The following is a 12,713-nucleotide window of genomic DNA, read 5'->3' as shown; positions in this document are numbered from 1 at the left end:
GCTCAGGAGGGGTCGTCGGGCACGGCGCCCAGCAGGCTGCGGACGACGGGACCGGCCGAGGCGCCGCCGGTGACGCCCTTCTCGACGACGCAGGCCACGGCGACATTGCCGCGGTGGGCGACGAACCAGCCGTTGTTGGGCGCGTCCTCGGAGACCTCGGCCGTACCCGTCTTCGCGCCCACGTCGCCGGGCAGGTCGGCCAGGATCGAGGCCGTGCCGTCGGTGACGGTGGCGCGCGTCAACTCGCGCAGCTGCGTGACGATTTCGCGCGGCAGCGGCGTGGTCCTGGTCGTGTCCTTGGCGCCGCTCGTCAGGGTGGGCTGGTGGAAGGTGCCGGACACCGCCGTCGCCGTGACGGACGCCATGATCAGCGGGTTGGCCTGCACCCTGCCCTGGCCGATCATCGACGCGGCCTTCTCGGTCTGGTCACGCGGGGTCGGGACAGACCCGTCGTACGACGGAATGCCAACGCTCCACTTCTGCCCGACCCCGAAGTACTTGCCTGCGACATCGCCCAGTTCCCCGTCACCGACCTTGTCGCGCAGGCTGATGAAGGCGGTGTTGCACGAGGCGGTGAAGTCCTTCCGGAAGGTGGCGCCCCGGTGCTCGGAGGTCTCGACGTTCTGGAACCGCTTGCCGACGGTGAGGTACTTGGGGCAGTCCACGACATCGCCGGGTGCGACCGCGTCCTTGAGCAGCAGCGCGCTGGTGGTGACGATCTTCCAGGTGGAGCCCGGCGCGTAGGTGCCCGAGACGGCGCGATTGAAGCCGGAGGAAGGGGAGTTGGCCACGGCCAGGATCTCCCCGTCGTCGATCCGCAGGGCGACGAGCGCGGCGTCCTTGCCGTCGGTCTCGGCGGCCAGGGCCTTCTCCGCGGCGGCCTGCCAGGTGGCGTCGAGGGTGGTGGCCACAGGCCGGTCGGCGGGCCGGCCGGACTTCTTGCCGAACGAGGCTTCCGTGGCCTTGACCTTGCCGGTGGCCCGGTCGACGAGCCGCACCGCGCCACGCGGTCCGCCTCCCGCGTCCCCGGCCATCTGGGGAAGGAGCGGGCCGAGGGAGGGGTACTTCTCACTCGACAACGCGTTCCCGTCGCGGTCGTTGATCTCGGGCCCGGCGGTGTCATCCCGCTCAAGACGGAACTTGTCCGTGGCGCTCAGCTTCGGGTGCACGAGGGACAGCGCCCACTCCACCTTCCAGGCGCCGTCGTCCTGCTTGCGCAGGGGCACGGCGGAGGAATAGGTCCAGGTGCCCAGCCCGGTGACGGGCATCCTGGCGGTGAAGGCCATGGTCACGGCGCCGTCCTCACCGGCCGTGACCGCCCCCGGAGTCAGCTTCGGCCGGCTGATGTCGAGCCCGGCGGTGAAGCTGTTCAGGACGCGCTCCGCCTGCTCGGGCCGCGAGGTCAGCGCAGCCGCCCGCGCCATGTGGCCCGCCTCCCAGTCGGCGAGGAAAGCGCGCGCCTGCTTCGTCGCCTCGGGGTCGGGTATCGCGGGCCCCGGGTCGAAGGGGCCGAGCTCCGTGGCGTACCCGATGCCCGCGGCGAGTGCGAGGGCCAGGCCCGCCGCGACCACCACGCGGGGCGCCTTCCTCGTGGGCCTGCGGCCGGGGCCGACGGGTCTCCGGCCGGGGCCGGTGAGCGGTGCGACATCCGTCATCGGGGGCTCCTTGTCATGGGTTCCCGCTGCGGACAGCGGAACGTCGGGGAGGGGGGCGGTGCGCACGCGGCAAGCCCGTGCGGTGCGCACCGCACGCTTCCGTCAAGGACACCGGGGCGTTCTTTTCGCTATGACCAAGGACAGCGAGGCGTTCTTTTCGCTACGACAGTGAGTCGACGGCCACGGAGGCCGCTTCCGCGATCAGCTTGTCGGAGGGCTCGGCGTCCTTCTTGCCGCGGTTCGACAGGATCGACATGACGATGGGGGCGCCGTCGGGCGGCCACACCACGGCGATGTCGTTGCGTGCGCCGTAGTAGCTGCCGGTTCCGGTCTTGTCGCCCACCACCCAGTTCTTGGGCACACCGGCCTTGATGGTGTTGTCCCCGGTGGTGTTGGTCCGCAGCCACTTGGTGAGCTGCGCGCGTTCCCCCTTGCGCAGAGCGTCCCCCAGGACGAACGCGCGCAGGTCCTTGGCCAGCGCCCGCGGTGTGCTCGTGTCCCGCTTCTCGCCCGGGACCCAGGTGCTCAGATCGGGCTCGATGCGGTCCATCCTTGTGACGTCGTCGCCCATCTTCTTGAGCACGGCGTTCAGGCCCTTGGGGCCGCCGAGCCGGTCGAAGAGCAGGTTGGCGGCGGTGTTGTCGCTGTAGCGGACGGCGGCGTCACACAGTTCGCCCAGTGTCATCCCGGTGTCGACGTGCTTCTCGGTCACCGGCGAGTTGGCGACGAGATCGTCCTTGGAGTACGTGATCTTCCGGTCGAGGCCGCTCAGGGAGTACTTGCGCAGCACGGCTCCGGCGGCCAGTGCCTTGAACGTGGAGTTGTAGGCGAAGCGCTCCCCGGCGTTGTAGGCCACCTCGTGCCCGGTGCCGGTGTCGACGGCGTAGACGCCCAGCCGCGCGTCGAACTTGCGCTCAAGTGCCTTGAATTCACGGCCGGACGCCTTCGTCGCCCCCGCGGGCTTCGTGGTCGCCGTGGACGGTGACGACGAAGCCGATGAGTCGCCGTCCGCGCAGGCCATGAGCGGGACGATGCAGAACGTGGCGAGCGCACCGAGAACGGCGCGACGGGCACGGGTCTGCCGCAGACGGGCACGGGTGAGCTGCATGGGCAAAACCTCCGGGGCGCCCTGGGGGCAGGGCGCATAGGGGACGGGGCGGCACGGCTCCGTCCCGGTGCGTGGTCGTGAGTGCCGGAGCCACCCTCACCCGGGGGTGCGTATGCGGTCCAATACGCTCATGCGCGATTCCATGCTGATCTGGCATAGGATCCGGGGCGTGGATCTGGTGGGAGCATGTCGCGCGTTCGTGAGCGTGAGCGAGTACGGCAGCTTCACCGACGGAGCGGCCGCGGCGCGGATGTCCCAGTCGGTGGCCAGCCGTCGCGTCGCCGCGCTGGAGGAACGCTTCGGCGAGCCGCTGTTCGAGCGCACCTCCCGGCGAGCCGTCCTCACCCCCTTCGGGCGCGACATGCTGCCCACCGCCCGGCAGCTCGTGCAGGCGGCGGACGTGCTCCTCGACGAGTCGGAGGCCGTCAAGCGCAAGCCGTGGCGGCTGGCGGTACCGGGGATCTGCTCCACGGTCGGTCTCGCCCGCCTCGTCGCCGAGGCGCGCGGTCACGGTGTCACGCTCGACCTGCGGGTGGCGGCGCCGACCCAGCGCACGGAGCTCCTCCGCGCCCAGCAGGTGCGCGCCGCGCTGCTCGCGGTGCCCGCGGACGAGGCGACGTGGTCCGTGCCGCTCGGGCTCGCCGGTGCGCGGGACCCCGGCGTACGGCGCGTCTTTCTGGAGACCCTGCGGGTCGGCCGCGCCTCGCCCGGTCCCGCCCGGCGCGTCTGGATCCAGCCGGAGGACGACGTACCGCACATCCGCGACCCCCTGACACGCTTGCGCGACGCGCTGGGCCTACGGCCCGCACAGCTCGTCGCCGCGGCCGACCTGACGAGTGCCGCGGCCGAAGTCCTGTGCTCCGGCGACCTGTTGCTGTGCTCCTTGGCACAGGCCGAGGAACTCGCCCTGACCTGGCGTCCCATGGGTGAGGTCACGCTCGGCAGGGGCTACGCCCTGGCCGCCGCGGCGGACGGCAACCCGCAGCACATCGAGGCGCGCCTGGGTGCCGCTATCGCCCGCTGCCTGGGCGCGGGGGAGCCGGCGGGGGCCCCGGCCGGGACCTCGGTTGGGCCCCGGGCAGGGTCTCGGACCGGCACCCAGGCAGAGGCCACGGGAGGGGCAGCGCGATGATCCAGGGTGGGGGTGGTGACATGAACGCCGGCACAGGTGGGGCCACCGGTACGGGGGATGGCATGGACGGATACACGCGAGGCGGCGCACGCACCGAGACCCTGCTGCGCGAGCTGCGCACGCAGTTGCGCGACGGCGGTCTGCACGGCTGCCTGCTCGTGCGGGACCTGCACACCGGAGACGAGCTGGGGATCGAGGCGGACACCCACCTGCCCTCCGCCTCCCTGGTCAAGGTCCCGCTCGCGCTCGCGACGCTGGAGCGGATCCGGCGGGGCGAACTCGACGGAGCGACGACGCTGGAGGTGCAGCCGGGGCGCGTCACCACGCCCGGCCCCACCGGGCTGAGCCGCTTCCGCCACCCCGCCCGGATCGCGATCGACGACCTGCTCTACCTGAGCACCTGTCTGAGCGACGGCATGGCCGCCGACGCGCTGTTCGAGCTGACCCCGCCCGCCCAGGTCACCGCAATCCTCCATGAGTTCGACATCCGCGGCATCGCCGTCCGGCACAGCGTCGGCGAGCTGTCCGACACCCCCGTGGAACGCTTCGACGCCGACCAGGTCCATCTCGCCCACGCCCTGGCCATCGACGCGGGCACCAGCGGCCGTGGCCACCGGGTGCCGCAGCTCGACACCACCCGGGCCAACACGGGCAGCGCCCGCACCTATGTCGACCTGCTGCAAGCCCTGTGGACGCCGTCGAAGATCCACCCGGAGGTGGCCCAGCGGCTGCGCGACCTCATGGCCCACAACGTCCTGCGGCACCGGCTCACCCCGGACTTCCACTCCGACGCCAGTACCTGGTCCTCCAAGACCGGCAGCCTCCTCAACCTGCGTCACGAGATCGGAGTCGTGGAGCACTCCGACGGCCAGTCCTTCGCGGTAGCCGCCCTGACCGAATCCCTCGTGCCGGCCGGTACGCAGCCCGGCGCCGATGCCCTCATGGCACATGTCGCGCGCAGCTTGCGCGACCACCTCCGGCAGCTCTAGCCGCGGGTGCCCCGCAGCCCCCGCCATCGCCCGACCACTGCCCCCGAGAACTCCCTCACCAGGCAGAACAGTTGACCTTTCGACCTGTAGGCTCGGAAGATCCTCGCAGGCTGGGCCGGGGGCACGGCGCCCACCGCACAGTGAAACCGGTCGGACACGTAGTGGAGCCATGGATGACTGCAGACGACGCCAACGTCCACATCGACACCAGCAAGCCGCACCCGGCGCGTGTCTACGACTGGCTGCTGGGCGGCAAGGACAACTACCTGGTCGATCAGGAGATGGGCGAGAAGCTGCCGCCCGAGGCACGCGCGAACGCGGCGCGGAACCGGGCGTTCATGCAGCGCGCCGCCGCCTGGCTGGCTGACAACGGTGTCAGGCAGTTCCTCGACATCGGCACGGGCATCCCCACCGCGCCGAACCTCCACCAGATCGTTCAGGCGGTCGCTCCCAGCTCCCGGGTCGTGTACGCGGACAACGACCCCATCGTCCTGCGGCACGCCGAGGCATTGCTGGTCAGCAGTCCGGAAGGCGCCACGGACTATGTCCAGGCAGACGTGCGCCGCCCCGAGGCGATCCTCGACCACGCTCGCGAACTCCTGGACTTCAAGCAGCCCATCGCGCTGTCCCTCATCGCCCTGATGCACTTCATCACCGACGACGAGGACCCCTACGCCCTCACACGCACCCTGGTGGACGCGCTGCCTTCCGGGAGCTATCTGGTGCTGTCCCACGGCACCACCGACGAACACCCGGAGCTCGCGGATTCCGTCACCGACACCTACAAGAAGGGCCAGGTGCCCCTGAGGATGCGGCGCCGCGCGGAGGTGGAGCGCTTCTTCGAGGGACTGGAACTGGTCGAGCCGGGCCTGGTGACGGCGACGCACTGGTACAAGGAATCGCCTGCCCCGAAGGCCGAGTTGAGCGGCTTCTACGTCGCGGTGGCCCGCATTCCCTGACGCGGGAAGCGGGCCTCCCGGCGTGGGCTCAGGAGAACATGACCGAGCGCATCTTCAGCCGCTCGCTCGCGCCACCGGTGTGGGGGCGCAACGTGAATTCGTCGCCGGAGCAGTCCGCGTTCGTGAAGACGATCGCGTAGGAGCCGGTGCGGTTCCTGGGGGAGTGGGCGGGCGGCTGGTCGTACTCCCGGGCGGCCTCGGCGAGCATGATGCACTCGCCGCTGTCCGGGTCGTGCAGGGTGGCCTGCTCCTCCTCGCCGGTGCTGTCGATGTACGTGTACCTGAAGTCGCCCTCGGCCGCGCAGGCGGAGCCGGGCACGGTCAGAGTCAGTACGGCGGCACCGGCCGCGGCGGCCAGTGAGTGACGAAGGCGCATGGATCGCTTCCTTAGCTGAGAACGGCAATCGGCACGTGAACGCATCCCGCATTCCCGGCCTGACCAGCAGTGATACCTGAATCCGACGGGATCCACCGCCGAAACGATCCGCCCTCACCCATTCGGTCCCGGCCGGGGTTCCCAGCAATCGTCCGGAACGGATTCAGCAAGCACGCAAACAGAACGCAAGAATTGCACTATTCTTGCGTGCATGACACGACGACTTGCTCAGGTGGCGCGGAAGGTCGGGGTCAGTGAGGCCACGGTCAGCCGGGTGCTCAACAACAAGCCGGGCGTCTCCGACGCGACCCGGCAGTCCGTGCTCTCGGCCCTGGACGTTCTGGGGTACGAGCGGCCCACCCAGCTGCGCGGCGAGCGGGCCCGGCTGGTGGGGCTCGTGCTGCCCGAGCTGCAGAACCCGATCTTCCCGGCGTTCGCGGAAGTGATCGGCGGGGCGCTCGCCCAGCAGGGGCTGACCCCCGTTCTGTGCACCCAGACCAAGGGCGGTGTCTCCGAGGCGGACTACGTCGAATTGCTGCTGCAACAGCAGGTGTCGGGCGTCGTGTTCGCCGGTGGACTGTACGCGCAGGCGGACGCCCCGCACGACCACTACAAGCGGCTCGCGGCGCGCAAGATCCCGGTGGTCCTCGTCAACGCGGCCATCGAGCGGCTCGGTTTTCCCGCGGTGTCCTGCGACGACGCGGTCGCGGTCGAGCAGGCCTGGCGGCATCTGTCCACGCTCGGCCACCGCCGCATCGGCCTGGTGCTCGGGCCCGCGGACCACATGCCCTCGCAGCGCAAACTCGCCGCCGCCCGCGCGCTCGTCGAACAGGCGGGTGGCGAGCTGCCCGACCAGCACGTCTCGCGGGGGATGTTCTCGATCGAGGGCGGCCAGGCCGCCGCCGCACGACTCCTGGACGCCGGGGTCACCGGCATCGTCTGCGCGAGCGACCCCCTCGCGCTCGGCGCGGTGCGCGCCGCCCGCCGCCGGGGATGTGGCGTCCCGCAGGACGTCTCGGTGGTCGGCTATGACGACTCGGCGTTCATGACCTGCACCGATCCGCCACTGACCACGGTGCGCCAGCCGATCGAGGCCATGGGTCGCGCCGCCGTCGAACTGCTCGCGCTGCAGATCGCGGGAAGCGCGGTGCCCACCGAGGAACTGCTCTTCGAGCCGGAGCTCGTGGTGCGCGGCTCGACGGGGCAGCCGCCGCGGGAGTAGCCGCGGGAAGGGGCCGGGCCGACCGCCTGACGATCGCTGCCTCGCGCCGTCCCTCCGTACTGTCAATTTCTTTCAATCATCGCGCGAGATATTGCGTTGATCTGTCGACGGTGCTTGAGTGAGCGCCGCCACACAGTCCGCGCAGCTGTGGGCTTCCTGCTCCTGCCATGCCGTCCCTGCCCGCACGGGCAGGCGGCGCTGTCCAAAGGGGTCCACCGATGAGCAGCTACCGGATGCCACTTCGCCGTATCCGCCGCCGCACCACCGTTCGTACGAGCGGCGCCCACCGCCGTCGTACGGCCACGATCGCCGTCGCCTCCGCCCTCGCCCTCACCGCCCTGGCCGCCTGCGGCACCAGCAGCAGCGACGGTGACTCCGACAGGGACAACAGCGCCAACGCGGCCAACGCCGCGGCCCCGCTGGACCCGAAGGCCAAGGTGACGCTCACCATCGACTGCATGCCGCCGGCCGCCGAGAAGGCCGAGCTCAAGCAGTGGAAGGAGGACGTCAAGGCGTTCAACAAGAAGTACCCGAACGTCACGCTCAAGGGGAAGCAGACCGACCCCTGCCTGGAGCCTCCCCGCTTCACGGCGATGCTGAAGGCGAAGTCCCAACCGGACGTCTTCTACACCTACTTCACCGACCTGCAGCAGGTCCTGGACAACGACGGCGCCCAGGACATCAGCGCGTACGTCAACGACAAGTCCATACCGGCCCTGAAGGACATGGACCCGCACGTCCTCGACGTCCTGAAGAAGGACGGCAAGACCTACGGCCTGCCCTACAGCAACTACACGATGGGCCTGCTGATCAACCGCAAGCTCTTCAAGAAGGCGGGGCTCGACCCCAACTCGCCCCCGACCACCTGGGCGGAGGTCCGCACGGCCGCCAAGAAGATCGCCGCCCTAGGCGACGGCGTCTCGGGCTTCGGCGAGTACAGCGCCGGCAACAACGGCGGCTGGCACTTCACCGCCACCACGTACGGCCTCGGCGGCGACATCGTGTCCGACGACGGCACCAAGGCCGCCTTCAACAACGCCACCGGCAAACGAATCGTCGACAACCTCAAGGCCATGCGCTGGGACGACAACAGCATGGGCAAGACCCAGCTCCTGAAGTGGGGCGACCTGCAGAAGCAGATGGCCTCCGACAAGCTCGGCATGTTCCTCGCCGCGCCCGACGACATCACCTACATGGTGCAGAACCTCGGCGCGAAGTACGACGACTTCGGGATGGGCCCGATCCCCGGCCAGAAGGCCACCCTCTTCGGCGGCAACGACTACATGATCAAGAAGGGCAGTTCGCCCGACCAGATCAAGGCCGCGATCGCCTGGATCAACTTCAAGTTCCTCAGCGTCGGCAAGGGCCAGTTCGACTGGGCCCGCAGCAAGGCGGACGGCCTGCCCGTCGGCCTGCCGCAGCCGAACTTCTGGACCGGTGAGAGCAAGGCCAAGGACGACAAGGCCCGCGCGGCCAGTTCGACCATGCCCGTCGAGAACTTCCAGGCGTTCACCGACAAGCCCGTCACGGGCAAGGCCGAGCCGCCGAAGGCCCAAGAGGTCTACAAGGTCCTTGACACGCTGATGTCGGCCGTCCTCACGAACAAGGACGCCGACGCGGACAAGCTCCTCAAGACCGCCGAGCAGCAGGTCAACCAGGTTCTGGCCAACCAGTGATGTCCGCTCCCACCCTCTCCAAGCGCAAGGCCCGGCCGTCCGCACCGACGGACAGCCGGGCCGCCCGCCCCGAACCCGGCGCGTTCCGCCAGGCGTTGAAGCGCAACCTGACCGCCCACGCCTTCCTGATCGGCGCTCTCCTGTGCTTCTCGCTCTTCTCCTGGTATCCGATGGTCAGGGAATTCATCCTGGCCTTCCAGAAGACCGAGAACGGCGAGACGGTCTGGGCCGGCTGGTCCAACCTCACCTACATCTTCAACGACCCGGCGTTCTGGCAGGCGTGGCGCAACACCCTCCTGTTCACCGCACTCGCGCTGGTCCTCGGCTTCGCCGTGCCCTTCGCCATCGCCCTGATCCTCAATGAATTCCGGCACGGACGCGGCTACCTGAGGCTGCTCGTCTACCTCCCGGTGATGCTGCCGCCGGTCGCCTCGGTGCTGCTCTTCAAGTACTTCTACGACCCCGGGTACGGCCTGTTCAACCGCATCCTGGAGTCCGTGGGCCTGCCCGGACAGGCCTGGCTGCAGGACACCGACACCGCGATGCTCTCCGTGGTCGTCGCCGCCACCTGGATGAACATGGGCGGCGCGACGCTGATCTACCTGGCCGCGCTGCAGTCGATCCCGGGCGAGCTGTACGAGGCGGCCGAGCTGGACGGCGCGGGCGTCTTCCGCCGGATCTGGCACGTCACCATCCCGCAGACCCGGCTGATCCTCTCGCTGATGCTGCTCCTGCAGATCATCGCCACCATGCAGGTGTTCGTGGAGCCGTTCCTGCTCACCGGCGGCGCGGGCCCCGAGGGCGCGACCCTGACCGTCGTCCACCTCATCTACCAGTACGCGTTCACCTTCAACAACTACGGCAGCGCGGCGGCGCTCGGCCTGGTCCTGCTCGTACTGCTCGCCGGATTCTCGGCGGCGTACGCGCGACTGAGCCGCGCCGGCAGCGAAGACTAGCCGGGGGAGACGACCGACATGAGCACACGCACCCTGATCTCCCCGGCCCAACTGGCCAGGCCCCGCGGCAAGTTCCTGTACTGGACCGCCTTCACCGCGGTGACGGTCCTCTTCACCCTGGTCTTCATCGGCCCGCTGTACTGGATGGTCATCAGCGGCCTCAAGTCCCCGCAGGAATTCGCCCAGACACCGCCCACCCTGATCCCCGACGCCGTCCATCCGAAGAACTACGCGGACGCCTGGGGCGTGATGGACCTGGCCAAGCTCCTGTTCAACACCCTGTACTACGCGTTCGGCGCGCTCGCCTTCCAACTGGTCTTCGACGTGGCCGCCGCCTACTCGCTGTCCAAGCTGCGGCCCGTGTTCGGCAAGGCGATCCTCGGAATGATGCTGCTCACCCTCATGATCCCGGCCACCGTCCTGGTCGTACCGCAGTACCTCACCGTCCTGGACGTGCCCGTCGTGGAGCGCAACCTCATCAACTCGCCCTGGGTGATCTGGCTGCCCTCGGTCACCAACGCCTTCAACATCTTCCTGCTCAAGCGATTCTTCGACTCGATCCCGCGCGAACTCCTGGACGCCGCCGCCATCGACGGCGCCTCCTCCCTGCGCACGCTGCGCTCGGTGGTCCTGCCGCTGTCCCGGCCGATCCTCGGTGTCGTGTCGATCTTCGCGGTGGTGGCGGTCTGGAAGGACTTCCTCTGGCCGATGCTCACCCTGCCCGACCCCGGCAAGCAGACCGTCAACGTCGGCATCTACTCCCTGGCCGCCAGCGTCTCCGAGAACTGGCTCCTGGCCGCCCTCGCCATCGCCTCGCTGCCGACCCTGATCATCTTCCTGATCTTCCAGCGCAACATCATGAGCGGCCTGACCGCCGGCAGCCTCAAGGGCTGACCCCCGGGACCACCCCCGCACCCCGCACGCCGCCACCGCACCGAGCCACGGCGGCGGGGTCCCACCTGCCCGAAAGGAACCTCACGTGGCAGTCACCTCCCCGACCGATGCCTCCTGGTGGCGCTCGGCCGCCATCTATCAGGTGTACGTACGCAGCTTCGCGGACGGTGACGGCGACGGCACCGGAGACCTCGCGGGTGTCCGGGCCAAGCTGCCCTACCTCGCCGAACTCGGCGTCGACGCCCTGTGGTTCAGCCCCTGGTACCTCTCGCCGATGGTCGACGGCGGCTACGACGTCGCCGACTACCGCGTCATCGACCCGGCCTTCGGCACGGTCGCCGAGGCCGAGAAGCTGATCGCCGAGGCCCGCGCGCTCGGCATCCGCACCATCGTCGACATCGTCCCCAACCACGTCTCCGACCAGCACGTCTGGTTCAAGGCGGCCCTGGCAGCAGGCCCCGGAGCCCCCGAACGCGAGCTCTTCCACTTCCGCCCCGGCCGCGGCGAACACGGCGAACTGCCGCCCAACGACTGGCCGTCCCAGTTCTCCGCGACCGCGTCGACCTGGACCCGCGTCGAGGACGGCGAGTGGTACCTCCACCTCTTCGCCCCCGAGCAGCCCGACCTCAACTGGGCCCACCCGGCGGTCCGCCAGGAGCACGAGGACGTCCTGCGGTTCTGGTTCGAGAGGGGGGTGGCGGGCGTACGGATCGACTCCGCGGCACTGCCCGCCAAGGACCCCGCTCTGCCCGACTTCACCGAGGGAGTCGACCCGCACCCCTTCATCGACCGCGACGAACTGCACGACATCTACCGCTCCTGGCGGGCCGTCGCCGACGAGTACGCGGGTGTCTTCGTCGGTGAGGTCTGGCTCCCCGACGCCGAGCGCTTCGCCCGCTATCTGCGCCCCGACGAAATGCACACCGCCTTCAACTTCTCCTTCCTGTCCTGTCCTTGGGAGCCAGGACAGCTGCGGACGTCCATCGAGGCCACGCTCGCCGAGCACGCCCCGGTCGGCGCCCCCGCGACCTGGGTGCTCTGCAACCACGACGTGACCCGCACGGTCACCCGCTACGGCCGCGACGACACCGGGTTCGACTTCGCCACCAAGGTGTTCGGCACCCCCACCGACCTGACCCTCGGCACCCGCCGCGCCCGCGCCGCGGCCCTCCTGGCCTTCGCGCTCCCCGGCGCGGTCTACATCTACCAGGGCGACGAACTCGGCCTGCCCGAGGCCGACATACCCCGGGACCGCATCCAGGACCCCATGCACTTCCGCTCCGGCGGCACCGACCCCGGCCGCGACGGCTGCCGGGTACCCCTGCCCTGGACGGCCGCAGAACCGCACGCGGGTTTCGGGTCGATGACAGCCCCCTGGCTGCCCCAGCCCGATGGCTGGCCCTCGTACGCCGCCGACCTGCAGGCGGCGGACCCCCGCTCCATGCTCATGCTCTACCGCGCCGCCCTGCGCCTGCGCCGCATCGAACCGGGCTTCGGCGACGGCCCGTTGACCTGGCTGCCGACCGCCGACGGCGTGCTGGCCTTCGTACGGGAGCCGGGCCTGGCCTGCGTCGTCAACCTCGCCCCCGATCCCTGCGAACTCCCCGCGCACACCCGCCTGCTGCTGGCCAGCGGCCCCCTGGACGAGTCGGGCCGCCTCCCGCAGGACACGGCGGTCTGGCTGCGCATGTGACGCGACCGCTCGCCCCATCCCTCCAAGTCCGAGCACTGACCTCCCCACCCACA

Annotated in this window: 11 protein-coding genes; 8 read left to right on the top strand and 3 right to left on the bottom strand. The window is 69.9% G+C overall.

What is annotated here, in order from left to right; translation table 11 throughout:
• Positions 1-2: 2 nt before the first annotated feature.
• Positions 3-1,655 carry a penicillin-binding transpeptidase domain-containing protein gene (locus OG302_RS04525; protein ID WP_371525500.1) on the bottom strand — a complete coding sequence of 551 codons (1,653 nt, stop codon included), beginning with the start codon at positions 1,653-1,655 and terminating at the stop codon, positions 3-5.
• A 160-nt stretch (positions 1,656-1,815) separates the two neighbouring features.
• Positions 1,816-2,763 (bottom strand): class A beta-lactamase, encoded by a 948-nt coding sequence (bla, locus tag OG302_RS04520; RefSeq protein ID WP_371525499.1) that lies wholly within the window; start codon positions 2,761-2,763, stop codon positions 1,816-1,818.
• Between the two features lie 169 nt (positions 2,764-2,932).
• Here bla and OG302_RS04515 point away from each other — a divergent pair, with 169 nt between their 5' ends.
• From OG302_RS04515 to OG302_RS04505, 3 genes are all read left to right on the top strand, one after another.
• Positions 2,933-3,895, top strand: coding sequence for a LysR family transcriptional regulator (locus OG302_RS04515; protein ID WP_371525498.1), 963 nt, complete (start codon positions 2,933-2,935; stop codon positions 3,893-3,895).
• 62 nt (positions 3,896-3,957) lie between these two features.
• Entirely contained in the window at positions 3,958-4,884 is a 927-nt protein-coding gene (locus OG302_RS04510) for a serine hydrolase (RefSeq protein WP_371750017.1), read from the top strand.
• A gap of 173 nt (positions 4,885-5,057) precedes the next feature.
• Complete coding sequence (locus OG302_RS04505; protein WP_371525497.1) at positions 5,058-5,843, top strand: SAM-dependent methyltransferase; 786 nt, start codon at positions 5,058-5,060, stop codon at positions 5,841-5,843.
• Between the two features lie 28 nt (positions 5,844-5,871).
• Here OG302_RS04505 and OG302_RS04500 read toward each other — a convergent pair whose 3' ends face one another.
• A complete protein-coding gene (locus OG302_RS04500) occupies positions 5,872-6,219 on the bottom strand; it encodes a hypothetical protein (protein WP_371525496.1) in 348 nt (115 codons plus the stop codon).
• A gap of 211 nt (positions 6,220-6,430) precedes the next feature.
• On the opposite strand from OG302_RS04500, the gene OG302_RS04495 reads away from it, so the two are divergent.
• The 5 genes from OG302_RS04495 (at position 6,431) to OG302_RS04475 (ending at position 12,660) form a co-directional block, all read left to right on the top strand.
• On the top strand, positions 6,431-7,441 hold the full coding sequence (locus OG302_RS04495) for a LacI family DNA-binding transcriptional regulator (RefSeq protein ID WP_371525495.1): 1,011 nt from the start codon (positions 6,431-6,433) through the stop codon (positions 7,439-7,441).
• A gap of 233 nt (positions 7,442-7,674) precedes the next feature.
• A complete protein-coding gene (locus OG302_RS04490) occupies positions 7,675-9,117 on the top strand; it encodes an extracellular solute-binding protein (protein ID WP_371750016.1) in 1,443 nt (480 codons plus the stop codon).
• Positions 9,117-10,073 (top strand): carbohydrate ABC transporter permease, encoded by a 957-nt coding sequence (locus OG302_RS04485; RefSeq protein ID WP_371525494.1) that lies wholly within the window; start codon positions 9,117-9,119, stop codon positions 10,071-10,073. The genes OG302_RS04490 and OG302_RS04485 overlap by 1 nt, the downstream gene beginning before the upstream one ends.
• 18 nt (positions 10,074-10,091) lie before the next feature.
• Complete coding sequence (locus tag OG302_RS04480; protein WP_371525493.1) at positions 10,092-10,967, top strand: carbohydrate ABC transporter permease; 876 nt, start codon at positions 10,092-10,094, stop codon at positions 10,965-10,967.
• Positions 10,968-11,052: 85 nt separating this feature from the next.
• Positions 11,053-12,660 (top strand): glycoside hydrolase family 13 protein, encoded by a 1,608-nt coding sequence (locus OG302_RS04475; protein WP_371525492.1) that lies wholly within the window; start codon positions 11,053-11,055, stop codon positions 12,658-12,660.
• Positions 12,661-12,713: the final 53 nt, after the last annotated feature.

The sequence above is a fragment of the Streptomyces sp. NBC_01283 genome, assembly GCF_041435335.1.
Taxonomy (GTDB): domain Bacteria; phylum Actinomycetota; class Actinomycetes; order Streptomycetales; family Streptomycetaceae; genus Streptomyces.
The sequence above is the reverse complement of the archived record's forward strand: the minus strand, read 5'-3'. Positions and strand labels throughout refer to the sequence as shown.

Coding starts and splice junctions, on each gene's coding strand:
- OG302_RS04525 (WP_371525500.1), bottom strand. CDS start 1,655: ATGACGGATGTCGCACCGCTCACCGGCCCCGGCCGGAGACCCGTCGGC.
- bla (WP_371525499.1), bottom strand. CDS start 2,763: ATGCAGCTCACCCGTGCCCGTCTGCGGCAGACCCGTGCCCGTCGCGCC.
- OG302_RS04510 (WP_371750017.1), top strand. CDS start 3,958: ATGGACGGATACACGCGAGGCGGCGCACGCACCGAGACCCTGCTGCGC.
- OG302_RS04505 (WP_371525497.1), top strand. CDS start 5,058: ATGACTGCAGACGACGCCAACGTCCACATCGACACCAGCAAGCCGCAC.
- OG302_RS04500 (WP_371525496.1), bottom strand. CDS start 6,219: ATGCGCCTTCGTCACTCACTGGCCGCCGCGGCCGGTGCCGCCGTACTG.
- OG302_RS04495 (WP_371525495.1), top strand. CDS start 6,431: ATGACACGACGACTTGCTCAGGTGGCGCGGAAGGTCGGGGTCAGTGAG.
- OG302_RS04490 (WP_371750016.1), top strand. CDS start 7,675: ATGCCACTTCGCCGTATCCGCCGCCGCACCACCGTTCGTACGAGCGGC.
- OG302_RS04485 (WP_371525494.1), top strand. CDS start 9,117: ATGTCCGCTCCCACCCTCTCCAAGCGCAAGGCCCGGCCGTCCGCACCG.
- OG302_RS04480 (WP_371525493.1), top strand. CDS start 10,092: ATGAGCACACGCACCCTGATCTCCCCGGCCCAACTGGCCAGGCCCCGC.